The organism is Bacteroides sp. An269, assembly GCF_002159755.1.
Lineage (GTDB): Bacteria > Bacteroidota > Bacteroidia > Bacteroidales > Bacteroidaceae > Phocaeicola > Phocaeicola intestinalis.
Genome location: NZ_NFJG01000105.1, coordinates 1 through 16,723, shown reverse-complemented (window position 1 = coordinate 16,723; position 16,723 = coordinate 1). Strand labels below are relative to the sequence as shown.

Below are 16,723 nucleotides of genomic sequence, written 5' to 3'. Positions count from 1 at the left end.
CGAAGAACAGGAGCGAAAAGGACCAAAAAATCGCCCAAAGCACACACGAAAACGGATACATCAAGCCAAGAAAAACTTTTTGGAGAAATTCAAAACAGCTTCTCAATATCAACTAATTAAAATTCAAATCAAATGGAACAGAACAAACAAGTAATGGAACGCTTCGTGGAATTTATCAACACGGGCAACATGGAAATCGGACGGGAAATCATCGCACCCGATGTCATCTTTTACGCACCCACCTTGCCCGAACCGATGACGGGGCTGGAGGGATATGCCGCCGTGCTCGACATGATGCGCGGCGCCATGCCCGACGTGCACTGGACGGTGGAGGAGCAATCTCGCTGACAGATTTCCCTGTGCCGAACACCTGTTCCTTTGCCATTTCCAATGTCTTTTGTTGGATATGTTTCAGGGCAGACATGTTGAACAAGCTGGGCGGTGATGTCACGGTCGTTCATTTGCCCGAAGCAGGGTTGCACGAAAATACCCACTTCCCGATGTCCGACCTGAACAACCGGGAAGTGGCGGAGCTGATGTACGAATGGTTGTGCGCGAAGGGACTGGACTGATGTTATTCAGACGTTTTCATGCGTTTTCTGTATATCGCTTCTTGTCTTCTTCTGTAATCTCACGAATCACCCGGCAGGGATTTCCCGCGGCCAGTACCTGTGGCGGAATATCCCGGTTCACCACGCTGCCCGCACCGATAACCGCACCCTGGCCTATCGTCACGCCCGGCAGCACACTGACACCGGCTCCTATCCATACGTCATCGCCTACCGTGATGGGACGTGCATATTCCAGTCCCTGGTTCCTGCGTTCTGCATCCAGCGGATGCCCTGCCGTATAAAAGCCACAGTTCGGAGCCACGAACACATTGTCGCCGAACTTCACCGGAGCTTCGTCGAGGATGACACAGTTCATGTTGGCGAAGAAATTCTCACCCACTTCGATGTGATATCCGTAATCGCAGAAGAAAGGAGAGACAATCGTGCAGTTGCCCTTCACTTTACCCAATATGCGCCTTACCAACGCATCCCGTTCTTCCGCTTTGGAGGGGCGTAGCTGATTCAGTTCGTAAGTCAGATCGGCACATGCCGCACGTTCCGCCAACAGTTCTTTGTCATAGTTGGCATCGTACAACTTGCCGGCTTTCATTTTCATTTTTTCTGTTTCCATGTTTGCTTGATTTATATCCGGGGCAAAGATAACTTTTTCGTGTTACAATTGTATATAAAAACTATTCTGCCATTCCCGTTTTTTCTAATATCCGCACCATCTTCGGGCGGAAATCATTTCCCCATTGTTCCAGCATCCGGATAATGGGGATAAGGCTCCGTCCGTCGTCCGTAATGGAATATTCCACGTGGGGCGGAAGTTCGGGATAAATCGTTTTCTCTATCATGCCGTGCATTTCCAGCTCTTTCAACTGCTGGTTGATGACACGGGGGCTGGTATCCTCAAAATGCCGGTGCAGTTCACTGGGACGTTTGCAGCCTTTCTCCAGTTCGTAGAGGATGCACGATTTCCACTTGCCACCCATGACTTCCATGGCTATGGCCACACCGCAATCCAGGTCTAAGGGTATTTTCTTCTTATACATATATTTGATGTTGTCAATTCGCAGGACAAAAATAATGAAACTCGCCCGATTTCGGATGGATTTAGGAAGAATAATGTAAACTATTGGGCTTTCAGGGAGATACGCAGCATTATTCCGCATTTGTAAATGTGTGCTTTGAAGCCGTTTTTTGAATAGTTAAGCGAAAAAATTGCTACCTATCCGTTGCCCATTCCAGTTGTATGGAGTTGTTTGAAAATCCTTTCTGCTCCGACCGTAAAGAACGCAGTTTCATCATTTTGGCTTAGCGAAGGTACTTATTTTTTTTGAGATATGAAAAATATAGGTTCCGGAAGTCAATGGTGATAGCTTTGTCTATGTCTGACGATATTTTACATGCCGATGATTAACTCTGTCTCTGTTAATTTTGCAAACAATGGAACAGATTATGAATCAGACAGATGTAAAGGTTTCGTTCTACCTTAAAAAGAGCGAGGCGGATGCCAGGGGAAACTGTCCCGTGATGGCACGGCTTATTGTCGGCAAGCACTCTGAAACAGCATTCAGTGTCAAGTTTCGTGTGCCACAGTCATTGTGGTCATCCGGACGGGCGTGTGGAAAAAGTGTTGCGGCAAGAGAGATAAACAACAGACTGGATGAAATACGTGCTGCCGCGCTCGGCATCTATGCGGAACAATCTGCAATCCGTGAGGATGTAACAGCAGAGGATGTAAAGCATCAACTTTTGGGTATGGCTTCGGAACAGGAAACCCTATTAAGCTATTTCAGACTTTTCATTAGAAATTTCGAGAAACGCGTTGGGATCAATCGTACGGAAAAGACATTGAGGGCTTACCGCAATTCCTACAATCATCTGGTACGTTTTTTACAGATGCAATATAAGCTGTCAGATATCCCTTTTGCCGCATTGGACCGTTCCTTCATTGAAAAATATGACTTGTATCTACGTACGGAATGTTGTCTGGCTTCAGGCACAATAGTCAATCTTACCGTCCAACTGAAAACAATTGTCGGAGAAGCTATTGCTGACGGTATAATAACAGTATTCCCGTTTGTCGGATATGAACCGGTACATCCGAAACCGGAACAGAAATATCTCACCTCCGAAGAATTGAATAGGATTATGACAACACCTCTCCATGATCAGATTCTTTATCATGTGAGAGATATGTTCCTGTTTTCCTGTTATACGGGTATTCCCTATAGCGACATGTGTTTGCTGACAAATGAAAACCTTTCTCTCGCGGAAGATGGTACCTGGTGGATCAGGAGTTCTCGCAAGAAAACCGGTGTGGATTTTGAAATACCGCTTATGGAACTGCCGTTCCATATTATTGAAAAATACCGCGATATGGCTCCTGAAGGAAAGCTTCTCCCCATGTATTCCAACAGTTCATTGAATCGTTATTTGAAACGCATCGCCGGAATTTGCGGTATAGGACGTAAGCTGGTCTTCCATGCAGCCCGTCATACCTATGCGACAGAAATTACACTTTCCCATGGCGTACCGCTTGAAACGGTCAGCAAGATGTTGGGGCACAGTCGTATTGAGACCACACAGCATTACGCAAAGGTGACAGACAATAAGATAGATACAGATACGAAAGCATTGGATAAAATAATTGCTGAGCGGTTTTCTGTAGTTATTTGACAATGGCAAAAAATAGGATTATGAAAAGAAATACTGACAATATGGAAATCAAACGTCGCAGTACATTTGCGATACTGTTTTATATAAACCGCACCAAAGTCCGTAAGGATGGAACGTGCCAGTTGCTGTGCAAGATAAGCATAGATGCCAAATGGGAACAGATAGGAACGAAAGTATCCGTCAATCCGGCCATCTGGAATCCTGAAAAAGGACGGGCTGACGGCCGCAGTGAGAATGCCATTACCGTCAACCGGGCTATTGATGATCTGACCAAAGAAATCAAGGAGCATTACAGGCGGATTAAGAACAGTCTGGGATTTATTACGGCAGAGCAGGTAAAGAATGCCGTGATGGGAGTCGGTCAGAAACCGCTAACTCTGCTGGCTCTTTTCAGAGAGCATAACGAGGAGTTCAAGAAGCGTATCGGTGTGGATCGTATAAAGGAGAGTTATGATTCCTACTTACGTTCATATAAGCACCTTTCGGCTTTCGTGCAGGAAAAACGCGGCGTAGAGGATGTACTGCTACGTAGTCTTGACCGTGTGTTCTACGATGACTTTGAACTTTTTCTCAGGATGGACAGGAATTTAAGCCCGAAGAGCGTGCATGAACATCTTTACAGGCTGAAGAAGATGACCATGCGGGCTGTCAGCCAGGGAACAATCCGCCGTGATCCGTATTGTCGCCTTCATCCTGAACTGCCTAAACGGAAAAGTCGTCATCTGAAGCTGGAAGACTTGAAGACACTGCTTACAACACCTGTCGAGAAGCCACAGCTTCAGTTTGTTAGGGATATGTTCATCTTCTCCACTTTTACCGGACTTGCCTATACGGATTTGAAAAAATTGAGGGTAAATGATATTACCCAATCTGAAGACGGTTCATGGTGGATCCATATCCACCGCCAGAAAACAGGAACACTGTCTTCTGTCCGATTGTTGGATATTCCGTTGAAGATAATAGAGAAATATCGGGAACAGAGAAAGGATGACAAGGTCTTCAATCTGTATAGTCGTACGTATTTCATTATGCTCGCCCACCAGTTGGGTGAAGTTTACGGATTTGAACTTACATTTCATAAGGCACGACACAATTTCGGAACCCATATAACCCTTTCATTGGGTGTTCCAATCGAGACAGTCGGCAAAATGATGGGGCACATGCGTATTGAGACCACGCAGCTTTACGCCAAAGTGACTGACAGGAAAGTGGACGAGGACATGAAACGGCTGAAAGCAGCCGGAATGGATCGGATTCCTGGTCTGTATGAAGAAGATGTTATTGTCAGGAAACGAAGAAGGAGATTCGGATACCAATTGTCCGACAACAAAGAAACGACCTTGTAAAGAGGCCGTTTCTTTTACTTTTGCTTCATACCCATCGCTGTTCTTCCCTGCATCTTTTATAAGCGTCATCAAGAACTTTTTGTATGTCTGACTCTTTGTAAAGGGCTTTTCCCTGCACAAGATAGTAAGGTATCACACCGAGGGTCCGGTATTCCTGCAAGGTACGCCGGCTTACTTTCAACAGCTTTGAAAGTTCCTCGTCCGTGAGGAAATAATCACCGTGAAATGCGGGCCTTGGAGCCGTCCGTATTGCGTCTATCATGCGCTCCATGTTTTCCAGCCCTTTGAAAATAGTATCAATCCGCTGGTCTTTTCTGTTTATAAGATCGTAACTCATGGCTTTCTTTTTTGTGGGTGATAACTTGATTCCAACAGGCTTTGTACATCTTCCGGTTTGTAGAAGAACTTGTTCTTGATCCGGGTGAAAGGCAACAGTCCTTTCTCGCGATATACCTGAAGTGTTTTCTTGGATATTCGGAGAACCCCGCATACTTCCTGATTGTCCATCCATTTTTTCAGTCCCGCGTCTTTGGTCTGACTACATATACCAATGACTTTTTTCTCAATCAGGCTGAGGCGGACAACCAATTCGTCAAAGGTCTGTTTTTCCATACATATAATTTCCATACCGTCATTTTATTAGGATTGAAGACCGAGTTCCTTTTTTATTTTCGCAGGCAGCACCTTTCCCTTTTTGTTCAGGAAGTCCTGGACTTCCGAAGCTTTGTAATAGGTACGTCCGTCAATCATGTAGTATGTGACGAGCTTCTTCTGGCGGTAGCGTGCAAGGGTACGCTTGGTAACACCAAGGAGTTCGCACATATCCTGGTTGTCAAGCAGCTTGTCTCCTTCAAGGGCGGCCGTCTGCCTGTTCATGCGGTTCAGTCTGTCATCTATCCTGTCAAACCGTTCCATTATCTGATGGAGCATCATCTGGAATGTCTCCCTGTCTATCTGTATCATAATGAATTCTGTTTTTAGTGTAATAATTCCATTTTTTACACCGTGTTGCGCAACAGGTTTCATTATGATATAGGCCAAAACATGGACCAATGCAGCAAGACACACCCACATAAAAATATATTCCACTGGATTACAGTGAGATAAAAAATAGAAATTCAAAAAGACATGTTTGGGTAACGTTGCAGAAACATTGCAGTTGCGAGAAGCTATTGCAATGTTTTGCGATATATTAGACGGCAAATACCGTTACGGAAACTTTTTGAGGAGTGCAGATTCCAGGAGCAGGAATCAAGAAAATCAGATATTCGTATTCCATGGCCGGAAACTACAGGCAGCATATAGATGACAATTTCGTCGGGAAGGTGATATACAGACAGTCTGCGTAATATTTCCGTATCTTCACGTTCGGATATTATTGCCTGGAATATGGAATCAGAGGAAGTGGTATCCTTGAAACAGATAAGATCGACCATCGGGTAGTCAGGAGCTATGGAAAATGTGCCGTGCTGTTTCCAGAGAAGGAATCCGTTCCTGTCTTCTCTTATCCATTCCATCAGCCTGTCATCATCCGGGAAGTAACCGTCGATGGTCATTGCGAATACGATCTGAACTTTTGCCATACCTCTACCTGTTATAAATAAAAGCGTGAAACTCACACATTTTCAGGTAGGGGCTCTGGTAAGCCCATTGTAGATAATGCATGAGCTCACGCTATTTTTAGGCATAGCATAAGCTGCACGCAAAAGTCTCTACAATTTGAAATTTACCAGATTCCTACCTGAGACGTCTTGCGACTTATGTATAATAGGCGACAGCCGCTTTGCGGCGTCGTCATATTTTATTTCAAAATACAGACATGGCCAATAGACCAGTCTGTTACAAAATTAGTCATTTTGCCGGAATTACAGGCAATTCACTGCAAAAAATATTCATTTCAGCCCATATTTGTTCATCTTACGGTACAATGTAGCAGGATTGATGCCGAGCAGTTCTGCCGCTTTTTTCCGGTGGCCGCCTGTGGCTTTGAGAGCCTTGATGATGGACAGTTTTTCTTCTGTCATGCCATCATAATAGACAGAATTTGCAGATACGGTATTCGTATTGATGCTGATATCCATGCACTCCGTTTCGATGACCGGTTTTTCTGTCAGTAGCACGGCCCTTTTTATCTTGTTCTGCAACTCCCTGATGTTCCCTGGCCATTCGTAGGAAAGGAGAAGCTGCTGGGCTTCTATGGAAAATCCTTCAGTATCCCTTCTCAGTTTGGTGGAAGATTCTTTCCTGAAAAATTCCGCGAGTGGCAGAATGTCTTCGGGACACTGGCGTAATGGAGGTTGCGTTATCTCAAATTCTCCCAGTCTGTGATAAAGGTCTTCACGGAAGCGTCTTTCCGCTATGGCTTTGGGAATATCCTCGTTCGTGGCCGCAACTATTCTTACATCCGCATGTCTTTCCTTGCTGTCCCCTACAGGTATGTACGTGTTTTCCTGCAAGACTCTTAAAAGGACAGACTGTACGGAATAAGGCAGCGTCCCTATTTCATCCAGGAACAGTGTCCCTCCTTTTGCAAGGTCGAAATATCCCTGTCTGGCTGTATCAGCTCCGGTGAATGCCCCTTTTGCATGGCCGAACAGAAGTGAAGCCGCGAGTTCCCCGGGAATGGCTCCGCAGTTTACCGCGACAAACGGAGCTTCATGCCTGTCGCTGTAGTTATGTATCATCCTCGCAACCGATTCCTTACCGGTGCCGTTTTCCCCCAATATCAGTACCGACATATCGGATGGAGCGACCAGTTTTGCCTGTTTTTCACATTTTACGGCTTGTGCGCTTGTCCTTTTGAACAGATGCTTTTCACCGTTCCAGACAGCGGACATGTGCTTGAGGAATGTATCCACAAGTTCAAGGAGTTGTTCCCTGTGAACCGGTTTCACCAGATAGTCCTTTGCTCCGAGTTTGATCGCACGCACCGCGTCAGGATAGGAAGCGTATTCGGTCATTACCACAAATGGAATATGAATGTGTTCCCGGTTTATCGATTCAAGCAGTTCTATGCCATTTCCTTGAGGCAGTCTTACATCTGAAAGAATCAGGGCAATATTTTCGGCTTTCAGTACTCTTTTTGCCGCAGGTTCATCTATGGCGGTTGTGACAGCATAACCGCAACGTTCAAGCCAGTCCCTTTGCAGTTGGGACAAGGCTACGTTATCTTCAACTATCAGTATTTTCCTTTTCATTTTCCTGTCTGATTAAACTGTTTATCTCATTTTCTGCTGCCGAGACAAGTCTGTCAAGGCTGGCTGTTATTTTCAAGGTCCATTCTTTCATGACCTGATCTCCGGAGCTGTCATCGTGGACAAGGTTTCTGTATTCTTGCAATTCTTCTGCAATTCCGAGCATTTCCCACATGGGAAACATCCGGTGTATTATCTCCTTTATCCGCATTCTATCCTTATTTCTTATTGCTTCCACAAGTTCTTCCTTGTTCGCTTCGGATTCTTTTACAAGCATTGTCAATACCTTGCGTTTGTTTCCGGAATCCGATATGAGCGGCCTGAAATCTATTGATTGTGATTCAGGCTTGTTCATCTTTTCCATAATAGAGGACAGGAACAGAAGCAGTTCCGGGCTTGAAAAAGGCTTATGGATACATCCGGTGAAACCAGCCTTGATGAAATTCTCCTTCTCTTCATCTCCTCTTGCAGTCATGGCAGCTATTGGAATGCTTCGTGAACTGCCAATATTGGAGTTGCGCAGCAGATTGAGCAGGCTGAAGCCGTTGGTTCCTGGCATTTGTATATCTGTAAGTATCAGATCATAATCCTCTTTTCTCAAAAGACAGACCACTTCTTTTACATTTTGGCAGGCATGACAACTGACTCCATTCCTTTCCAGGATGTCGCGTGTTATTTCCATCTGGACAGGATCGTCTTCCACGACTATGATACGGTGTGGAAGTCTTTTTGCCGGATCTGGAAGCGTTGTGCATTTTTCCTCAATTGTTTCTGATGTTTCTTTCAGCGAAATGCTCACCTTGAATGTACTGCCTTCTCCGATTTTGCTTTCCACTGAGATATTTCCTTTCAGTAAGGTTACGAGTCCTTTTGTAATGGAGAGGCCAAGTCCGAAACCTTCAGGACAAATCTCTACTGCTGCCCTTTCAAATGGAGAAAATATGCGTTTTAAGGTTTCTTCGCTCATGCCGATACCTGTATCCCTGACTGTTACTGTCAGAATATCGTTTCTGAATATGGCAAAGAATCCAATAGAACCGGATTCTGTAAATTTTATGGCATTGGACAGCAGGTTGCTGATTATCTGCTCTATGCGGTCCGCATCGCCGGTAACGGTAATGTCGGTTCCGATAAAGTCTCCGGATAGCATTATTCCCTTGTCATTGGCTATGCGTCCATATTCTTTTTCGATGTCTGAAAGGAAGGTATTCAAGCGGAATGGAATTTCATTTAGAGTTTCCTTGGCCTCATTCAGGCGTGACAGGTCCAGAAGGCTGTTTACCAGTCGCATGATATGTCCAGTAGAGCTCAGGATGTTGTTCAGATAGGAATTTCGTCGTTTTCTGTCTTTGGTATCCATTGCCAGCTCTGCACTTCCCCGGATGGCATTCAGGGGGCCCCGAATGTCATGAGAGAGCGTGATGATAATCTTTTTGCGTATCTCCAGCATTTTACGGTTATGCAGGTCTGAGTCCTCAAGTTCTTTTCTCTTGCGGTGTTTTCTGTGTATATCCTTGGTTATGAATATGGATAGGAACAAGGCGCATAATAAGGCTGCTGATGATATGATACATATTGTGTCGAATGCTTCTTCCCTAAGTTCAGAAACCCTTTGATGCCGTTCTGCAGTACGCTCCAGGGCGTCTTTTTCCAATTCATTGATCAGTCTGGAGATGTTCCGGTTGAGAATATGGTTCTTATGCTCAAGAGAGTCCGCGAGTGATTCAAAAAGCCGGTTTTGCCTTTCCAGTACCTCGTACATTTCATCCCCGAACTTTCGGATGTTATGGGCGTTATCGGTTTGTCCGGCTTTTTGCTGTATTGATGTTTCTGTTTCCTTCTGTTTCCTTTTCCGGGAAAAAAGGCGGCTCAGAAAATTTTTCTTTTCAGGTTTCGTCGGTTCCGTATGTAATATTGTAGCGGAAGAAGTCATTTTTCTTTCCAGTACCGGAAGCTGACTTGAGAGGATACTGTCCATCTGTGTGAGTACGGAAGGGATATTCTTCAAAGAACGGATATGGTCATGCTTTTGATTGAGCAGGAACTCGACTGTATCAATGCGTGCCTGCTGAAGGGAGTCGGTATATACTTTTCTCAGTTCATCAAGCATGAAGAAGACCCTGTTTTCTTTTTCATTGTACTCTTTTTGGTCCGATATGTCACGCAGATATGCCGATTCGTTGTCCAGGAAGAGTGATACAAGCGCTTTGAATGTCCTGCTGGTCAGTTCCCGTTGTGCAAGCATTGCGTTCTCTTCCGCTTCTGCTTCCGCAAAAACCTTTTTTTCATGCCATAAAGCAGCGATGATTCCTATAACCAGCAGTGCCAGGATAGTGTAACCGGCAAATATTTTTATTAGCAGGGAACCCGAAGGTTTTATTGGATTTTCTTTTTTCGTTTCCATAACCTTGTATCGTGATTTTTACAAAGTTACGGAGGTGACGATGAAGTGATGTTCTGATTACTAACGGATTTTTTCTGATTTTTATCGGACTGTGTCGGCAAGCAGTTCTTTTCTTAACTGCAAGGGAGTTTTGTTAAAATTCCGTTTGCAATAGTCGGAGAAGGTTGACTCTGACTTGAAGCCGTTGTTTTCCGCTACCCGATATAACGGTATCGCCGGATTTTTTAGCATTCCTGCTATTCTCTTTTTCTTCCTTTCACGTAGCCATTGTGATACGTTCATGCCGAATTCATGCTTGAACCGTTCCCGGAATACGGTATTCGACATGTGGCATTTTTTCGCGAGCTCCTCTCCGGTCATATTTGCTGTAACCCGCAAAAGGACTGTTTCTCTGAAACCTGCTCCCTTGAAATCCGGGATATATTTTTCTGCAAGACGGAAATCGGATTCGGTCATGAAAGAATCGTTTATTTTCATGTGCCGTTTGAATTCGCTGATGACATTTCCGGCCATAAGGTTATACAGGAAGTTCAGGTGCGGATATTCTTCTTCCGGGCTTATTGCATGAAGAATTTTAGCGCAAACCAACAGGCCGTGGGCATTACGGTTTTTGTATTGGTACATATAGGTATCGATTACGTAGCCGAGCACTCTATTGTTCCGACAGAAACTTGCCAGTATGTATAGCGCGGTTTCAGTCTTGTTTTCAAGCGAAGGGACTGACTGTAGTTTTCTCAGTTTTTCTGTCAGCCATATCATGGCCGGTATGTTCTCAGACAAAGGTTTCAGGATGGTCCAAGTCCGTGGAATACGGATATCTGTCTGCCGGACAGCTTCGGCAACTTTGAGTACCCATTCCTCCCATTGTGTCCGGAATGAGTCGTGTTTAAGAGATTCTATAAGTATGTATTCCATGATTCGTAAGTTTCTGTGCAAAAATAAAATTTCCTGTATGACAGAGCAAATAATGGTTACCGAAACTTTTTGATTCTGTGCACTTTTCGTTAAATTTGCAAACGGCAGATGCCGTTGTTTTCTTAAAAGTATTATTATGGAATGGTTTGAAAAGGTCAAAGAATTCATAACCGGTTTCCCGCAGTTGCTTCAGACAAGCCCGAGGTACGGTTATCTGATAGTGGCGGCAATACTGCTGCTGTGGCTTTTGGGTATAATCTGCGGATGGAAGTGGACCTATACACGTCCGGGTAGCTGGGGCGGGAATTTCTGGCTGGATACACTCGGACCAAAGGCTTTCCGTTTCTGGCTCGGGGTGATCCTTGCCGTCGGGATAGGACTGGCTTTGTTTCTGTTCTCTATTTCCGGCAAGTAGCCGAACATTCTTTCCTTAGATGAAACCTGTAAACATAAAAAAGAGATTGAGTATGAAAACAATTCCAATTATGACCTTCTTCCTGTGTACGGCGATGTATGCCCAGGCACAGCTTAACATCGTTCCCAAGAGCGATGGACTGAAAGAGTACACGGTGACAAATGCCCTTCCCTATGACAGCCTGACGAATGTGGAGAAGCGGAGTTTCGCTTCCCTTCCGGGACAGACCCTGTACATGCACGGGGCGAGAAATGACGGGGACGGCTACTGGGATGCCTTCTACACGTCCAACTTCCTTGCCGGGGATGACCGGACGGTGTACAAGGCGGTCAATATCAGTTCGACCCCCGCTAAAGAGGTGGTCGGAAAATATTACGAGGTGGTGAAGGTCTGGACCAAGACAGACTACCTGTCGGCAGGATGCTGCCTGCTGCTTCGTGAGAAAGAAAGCGGCGAAGAGATGTATTATAACCCGTTCAGGTATCCGCTGAGCATGACCTGTTTAGGGTATTATGAGAAACTGAAACGCTTTGTCGGGCAGACATTCCTGTCGCTTGCCAAGGCCGTGGAGACCGAGGACGGTCAGGTCATTACCCCGGCTGAAGGTGCGGAGTATCGTTGTGTGGACGTCGGCCTGAAGATGAACAGTGACGGGGCGTTTCTGCTGATGGAGGATGCTGACGGTGTACGAGTGGAAGCATTTCCTATAGGCGGTGACGAGGTGTATGAGTTTGTAAGCACTGCACGTATCGGCCAGCTGGAAAAACTGTACGGCAAGAAATACGGGAAGCTGATTGCCTTCCGCAAGGTCGATACCGGCATGACGAGGGAAATGGTCATCTCCGCATGGGGTGAACCATACCACAAATCGGAAGTCAAAAAGGAAGGCAGGACTCTGGAGACTTTGCGCTTTTCCGACGACCGCTGTGTGGAACTGCTTGACGGGAAAGTACAGTATGTGCACGTCTATTGAATGGAGGCGCATCTTTGCCTGTAAAGTCCCAGGCGAGATTTGCGTTTATCGTTTATTAACAGACAAAAGCACCAAAAAATCAGGGAAAAATACCTATCTTGCGTAACCCTATTTAATTGAGGAAACATTGTCCAAAACAGTAATTAAAAAAGAATTGATATGGACATATACCAGAACAAGCCCAGAATCAAACTTACGCCTACCGTCAGGTATGGCAGGAAGTTCATTGAGGCAGCCTTTGATGATGACAGCCTGCGGATACCTTTGTCTAAAGAGGAAGGCATTCAACTTGTGGGCGGCAAAGCCTATTTGCCGGAAGAGCACTTTGTGCTTGCGGAGTTCTTTGACCGTTATGTAAAGATGGCTTTTATCGACTATTCCTCCATCAGGGAGCTGGGGCCCAGGAAACAGGAAGACAGTCGTCCGCCTCTTCCGGAAGGTTATCTGGAGAAATTGGAGCAGGTGCGGTATAGCGGACATACTGTCAGGGTTTATACATCCTATTTCCGGGATTTCCAGCAACATTTCAAAGGTCGTGACATCGGGACGATCACTTCCGGTGAGATAAATGACTATCTGCTTTACCTTATTCACGAGAAAAACATATCCTCTTGCCAGCAGAACCAGAGAATCAATGCCATCAAGTTTTATTATGAGAAGGTACTCGGACAGGAACGCCGATGCTACAAGGTGAGCCGTGCAAAACGGGAAAAGACACTGCCCGACGTGTTAAGCAAGGAAGAGATAAAAAAGATACTTGATGTGACAGCGAAAGACCTGCGCTTCTTCTGTGTGTTTTCCATACTTTATTCCGCCGGGTTGAGAATCAGTGAACTTTTGAATTTGAAACCCGGAGACATCAGTGAGTCACGTTTCATGATCCGGGTGCGACAGGGAAAAGGCAAGAAAGACCGCTATACCCTGCTGTCCAAACCATTGATGAAGAAGTTGGCAGAATACAATCGACTGTACAGACCGAAAGTGTGGTTCTTTGAGCGCAGGCCTGGAGAGCCTTTCACGGAAAGCATCATATCGAAACGCTTGAAGGCTGCCGCACTTGAAGCCGGCATAACGAAACGTATTTATCCTCACCTGTTACGTCATTCCTTTGCCACGCATCTACTGGAGCAAGGCACTGACATTAAGATTGTAAAGGAGCTTATGGGACATAACAACATTAAGACAACGGAAAGATATGTACATATAGCTGATACATTCAAAAGCAATATCAAAAGCCCGTTGGATGACCTGTTGACAGAAGAGGAATAGATATGATACTTAGAAAAAATAACAGCCAAATCGGCTGATAACATAACATTAGCCACTAAAAAAAAGAATAAATATGTATTCAGCAGAATGGAGTCAAGTCGTAAAGAATTATGAGGCATATAAAGAAAGTCTTTCTGTATTTAGAAAATATATTAGCAAAACAAAAGACCTTTCAAAAGCTTTGCATAGTAGTAATATTAATTGCTATTATGCTTTAGAAGTTCTGAGGTATATGCCTAATGAAACATGTATTTCACTTTTAGAAGATTTGTTTTATGTCTTAATATATAGTAATGACACCTACTCATTTTATGCAAAATCTATAATTCTTAGGCTTATTGATGACAAACTGGTGGAAACTATTGCAGATTTAGCCAATAAATATTCGCAAAATACGACAGATAGTGAAGATATAAAGAATATCGCCCAGCTATTATTTGAGTGTAAAAATAAAAACAGATTATATGAAGAAACTTATGTTCTTTTTTCAAAAAAACATCTTTCTGTTTTGATAACAGAAGACTTCTTTGATGATGAAGAATATAAGTATTTATAAATACATAACTTAGTGGCTAACAAGTGGCTTAACTTCCCTTGAAAGGTCGGTTAGCCACCAAACATTAGTGTTTAATATGATGAATGAAAAATTAAAAGATAAAGTCGTTGCTATTGAATTGGCAGGAAATAATATATTGATAGCTAATAATAATGACAATTTTAAGAATGAACTTATCAGTCTTGGATTTGAAAAAGTAGAACCATACTATTCTATTTCTATTCCTGTTGATGATGTTGAAAAGCGTGCAGTTCTTTTTCAAAAGTTAATGGAACTCGGAACATTATTTTCCAATGGCAAGGATTGGTCGCCATCTGAAATAGTTAGATATTACCGTGATAAAGGTTTAATAAAAGGTGATTATCTTAGGATAGCATGGAGAAATAAACAAGATTTTGATATTACTACTGAATAGATTCTTAAAATTGCCAAGGAATAAACACTAACACGCATCTTAATCGCCACAAATGGCGATTAGCTGCCAAACATTATGTATCTTAATGAAATTTAATATGATATATATTCGCGAACAAACTTCACAGGAAATTGCAAATATAACCTTAGCAAAAGGAGAATCAATACAATTATTCGGTGTACAGGGTTATACGGTGGATCAATTGCAATCCATTAATAAATTGCTTATAATGAATGATTGTCAGATATGTATTAATTGTGATTTAGGAGTATGTAAAGAAGATGAGGACTTAATTTATAATCTCAATATTATTGAATTTTTGAGCAATGTACGGCATTTGATTGTCTCCAACTTGTCGCATAAAGCAGAATTAGATTCTATTGACTTTGTTCAATATACCCCACTACTGCAAAGCCTTTCATTTTTAGGGCTGATTAAAAGAAGCATATCATTACAGAGCCTGCAAGAGTTAAAGTGCTTAGATACTCTTAATTTTGGAGACTATTTGGAAATTAATAACAAGCAACTTGCTGTCATTAACAGTTTAACAAATCTTAGAGAGTTGAAAGTCAAAAAAATAGACGCATCGAGTCTGAATCCTAACCTCAATATGAGGAAGTTGGCTATATGCTCCAAACTGATAAACGGAGAGTGTTTGCCGGATAAATTCCCGAATCTGGAATATCTGTATCTAAAAAGACAGACGAAATGCTCGGATTTTTCGTGGATATCTAAACTGGTTACACTGAAAAGACTTTATCTGCATTGGATTTTCAGTTTTGAAACCTTACCTGACTTGTCAAAACTGAGTAACTTGGAATTGTTGGAGTTGGCAGGCTGCCCGAATCTGCGATATGGTATTGACTGTATCAAATCTCTTCCGAAATTGTATCGCTTTGTTGCAACGGAACTGACATGTATAACAACCGATGAATTGGAAAGAACATTATCTCATCTAAAAACTTTGAAATCTGTATATATTTATTTTAGAAATAATAATACAGAGAATAAAGCAATGGAAAAGTTAATGAAAAAATATAATTGGGTAAATCATCTCAATTTAGATACATAACAAGCGGCTCAACCTCCCATGAAAGGTCGGTTAGCCGCCAAACATTATCGGTAAAGTTCAAAAGAATGGAAATAAAAGATATAATAACAAGCATAGGCTTTATTGGTGGACGAGATGCTATAATAATTGAACATATAAATATTATAGATTCTCGAACTATCGAAGTGTATGTTAATGTTTCGCGTAATAGCCTATGTGATTTTGTTGACAACTCTATGAGTGCTATTAATCTGAAGTTTGTATTCAATGGAGTAATGAAATTCCAGTTGTACGATTACGAAATGTTTGAAAATAATATTAAAGGTAAAGGACAAACAGTTTCCTCTATACGAGAGATTGTTAAGTCCACCTATTCCCTAAAGGGACTTCATCACATAATCATAATTGCATACGATGATGTAATGGAGCTTTTATGTACAGAATTTCATAATGAATTGATTACCGATAACAAACAGCAAACCGACTGAATAAGCGGAACGCTGCCAAACATTACCAATAATAGAAAAGATGAAAAATAAATTAATTGATGAATTAGAGAAAATGATAGAATTATTACATCAGACAGGTTGGCATAAACAAGCGGTTTGGTATGAGAATAAGTTGAAACTAATAAAAGAAAGTGAAAAAGGCTGCGCATCTTTCTGTCAAACCCTTCATGAAATTGAAGCTTCACTTTCAGGCATGGGTTCGTTCTCTGATCTACCAATGAAACAAGAGTTTACCAATCAACAATGGGATTTGGCCGAAAAAGTCTATCAATTAATTTTGGAAAACATTGGTAACAATCACCTAAACAGCTAAACGCAGTTAGCTGAATCTCATTAGTCGCAATTAATTAAAAACAAAAGAATATGAGCAAGAAGAATATTACTTATTTCGGTGAAGTAGATAATAAGGAAGAGGACTATTTTGAAGGTCATGTAATGAT

Annotated in this window: 20 protein-coding genes and 2 pseudogenes; 12 read left to right on the top strand and 10 right to left on the bottom strand. The window is 42.9% G+C overall.

Annotation, left to right across the window (positions count from 1 at the left end):
- Positions 1-132: 132 nt before the first annotated feature.
- On the top strand, positions 133-348 hold the full coding sequence (locus tag B5F71_RS15635; RefSeq protein ID WP_206423850.1) for an ester cyclase: 216 nt from the start codon (positions 133-135) through the stop codon (positions 346-348).
- Here the strand turns inward: B5F71_RS15635 and B5F71_RS21060 are convergent.
- Positions 335-424: pseudogene (locus B5F71_RS21060) on the bottom strand (AraC family transcriptional regulator); the annotation flags it as partial. The gene B5F71_RS15635 and the pseudogene B5F71_RS21060 sit on opposite strands and share 14 nt — an antisense overlap.
- Between B5F71_RS21060 and B5F71_RS15630 the strand changes: the two are divergent.
- Positions 417-572 (top strand): annotated as a pseudogene (locus B5F71_RS15630) (alpha/beta hydrolase); the annotation flags it as partial. The pseudogenes B5F71_RS21060 and B5F71_RS15630 overlap by 8 nt on opposite strands.
- Before the next feature lie 16 nt (positions 573-588).
- On the opposite strand, the gene B5F71_RS15625 reads toward B5F71_RS15630, so the two are convergent.
- The gene (locus tag B5F71_RS15625) at positions 589-1,182 is read right to left on the bottom strand and encodes a sugar O-acetyltransferase (RefSeq protein WP_087212085.1); all 594 of its coding nucleotides are present in this window, start codon (positions 1,180-1,182) and stop codon (positions 589-591) included.
- 61 nt (positions 1,183-1,243) lie between these two features.
- Positions 1,244-1,606 (bottom strand): helix-turn-helix domain-containing protein, encoded by a 363-nt coding sequence (locus tag B5F71_RS15620; protein WP_041583985.1) that lies wholly within the window; start codon positions 1,604-1,606, stop codon positions 1,244-1,246.
- Between the two features lie 406 nt (positions 1,607-2,012).
- On the opposite strand from B5F71_RS15620, the gene B5F71_RS15615 reads away from it, so the two are divergent.
- Together B5F71_RS15615 and B5F71_RS15610 are read left to right on the top strand one after the other, a co-directional pair.
- Positions 2,013-3,236, top strand: coding sequence for a site-specific integrase (locus B5F71_RS15615; protein WP_087212091.1), 1,224 nt, complete (start codon positions 2,013-2,015; stop codon positions 3,234-3,236).
- 20 nt (positions 3,237-3,256) lie between these two features.
- On the top strand, positions 3,257-4,582 hold the full coding sequence (locus B5F71_RS15610) for a site-specific integrase (RefSeq protein WP_087212083.1): 1,326 nt from the start codon (positions 3,257-3,259) through the stop codon (positions 4,580-4,582).
- A gap of 25 nt (positions 4,583-4,607) precedes the next feature.
- On the opposite strand, the gene B5F71_RS15605 is transcribed toward B5F71_RS15610, so the two are convergent.
- From B5F71_RS15605 to B5F71_RS15575, 7 genes are all read right to left on the bottom strand, one after another.
- Positions 4,608-4,919, bottom strand: a complete 312-nt coding sequence (locus tag B5F71_RS15605; RefSeq protein ID WP_022161963.1) for a helix-turn-helix domain-containing protein — start codon at positions 4,917-4,919, stop codon at positions 4,608-4,610.
- Entirely contained in the window at positions 4,916-5,209 is a 294-nt protein-coding gene (locus tag B5F71_RS15600) for a helix-turn-helix domain-containing protein (RefSeq protein WP_087212080.1), read from the bottom strand. Before B5F71_RS15600 ends, B5F71_RS15605 begins: the two co-directional genes overlap by 4 nt.
- Positions 5,210-5,221: 12 nt before the next feature.
- On the bottom strand, positions 5,222-5,545 hold the full coding sequence (locus B5F71_RS15595) for a helix-turn-helix domain-containing protein (protein ID WP_022161965.1): 324 nt from the start codon (positions 5,543-5,545) through the stop codon (positions 5,222-5,224).
- Between the two features lie 206 nt (positions 5,546-5,751).
- On the bottom strand, positions 5,752-6,165 hold the full coding sequence (locus tag B5F71_RS15590; protein WP_143269921.1) for a hypothetical protein: 414 nt from the start codon (positions 6,163-6,165) through the stop codon (positions 5,752-5,754).
- 309 nt (positions 6,166-6,474) lie between these two features.
- Complete coding sequence (locus tag B5F71_RS15585; protein WP_087212075.1) at positions 6,475-7,779, bottom strand: sigma-54 dependent transcriptional regulator; 1,305 nt, start codon at positions 7,777-7,779, stop codon at positions 6,475-6,477.
- Complete coding sequence (locus B5F71_RS15580) at positions 7,754-10,180, bottom strand: ATP-binding protein (RefSeq protein ID WP_087212070.1); 2,427 nt, start codon at positions 10,178-10,180, stop codon at positions 7,754-7,756. The genes B5F71_RS15585 and B5F71_RS15580 overlap by 26 nt, the downstream gene beginning before the upstream one ends.
- A gap of 81 nt (positions 10,181-10,261) precedes the next feature.
- On the bottom strand, positions 10,262-11,095 hold the full coding sequence (locus B5F71_RS15575) for a helix-turn-helix transcriptional regulator (protein ID WP_158098119.1): 834 nt from the start codon (positions 11,093-11,095) through the stop codon (positions 10,262-10,264).
- A 136-nt stretch (positions 11,096-11,231) separates the two neighbouring features.
- On the opposite strand from B5F71_RS15575, the gene B5F71_RS15570 reads away from it, so the two are divergent.
- The 8 genes from B5F71_RS15570 to B5F71_RS15535 all read left to right on the top strand — a co-directional run bounded on the left by B5F71_RS15570 (position 11,232) and on the right by B5F71_RS15535 (position 16,596).
- Positions 11,232-11,510: an immunity 17 family protein gene (locus B5F71_RS15570; RefSeq protein WP_072545529.1), complete on the top strand. Its 279-nt coding sequence runs from the start codon at positions 11,232-11,234 to the stop codon at positions 11,508-11,510.
- Positions 11,511-11,562: 52 nt separating this feature from the next.
- Entirely contained in the window at positions 11,563-12,483 is a 921-nt protein-coding gene (locus tag B5F71_RS15565; protein ID WP_087212062.1) for a hypothetical protein, read from the top strand.
- Positions 12,484-12,642: 159 nt separating this feature from the next.
- Entirely contained in the window at positions 12,643-13,752 is a 1,110-nt protein-coding gene (locus B5F71_RS15560; protein WP_087212059.1) for a site-specific integrase, read from the top strand.
- Positions 13,753-13,825: 73 nt separating this feature from the next.
- Complete coding sequence (locus B5F71_RS15555; RefSeq protein ID WP_087212056.1) at positions 13,826-14,308, top strand: hypothetical protein; 483 nt, start codon at positions 13,826-13,828, stop codon at positions 14,306-14,308.
- Positions 14,309-14,384: 76 nt separating this feature from the next.
- Positions 14,385-14,723 carry a hypothetical protein gene (locus tag B5F71_RS15550; RefSeq protein WP_087212053.1) on the top strand — a complete coding sequence of 113 codons (339 nt, stop codon included), beginning with the start codon at positions 14,385-14,387 and terminating at the stop codon, positions 14,721-14,723.
- 97 nt (positions 14,724-14,820) lie between these two features.
- Positions 14,821-15,795 (top strand): hypothetical protein, encoded by a 975-nt coding sequence (locus tag B5F71_RS15545; RefSeq protein WP_143269920.1) that lies wholly within the window; start codon positions 14,821-14,823, stop codon positions 15,793-15,795.
- A 65-nt stretch (positions 15,796-15,860) separates the two neighbouring features.
- Positions 15,861-16,262 carry a hypothetical protein gene (locus B5F71_RS15540; RefSeq protein ID WP_072545522.1) on the top strand — a complete coding sequence of 134 codons (402 nt, stop codon included), beginning with the start codon at positions 15,861-15,863 and terminating at the stop codon, positions 16,260-16,262.
- Between the two features lie 40 nt (positions 16,263-16,302).
- Positions 16,303-16,596, top strand: a complete 294-nt coding sequence (locus B5F71_RS15535; RefSeq protein ID WP_087212047.1) for a hypothetical protein — start codon at positions 16,303-16,305, stop codon at positions 16,594-16,596.
- Positions 16,597-16,723: the final 127 nt, after the last annotated feature.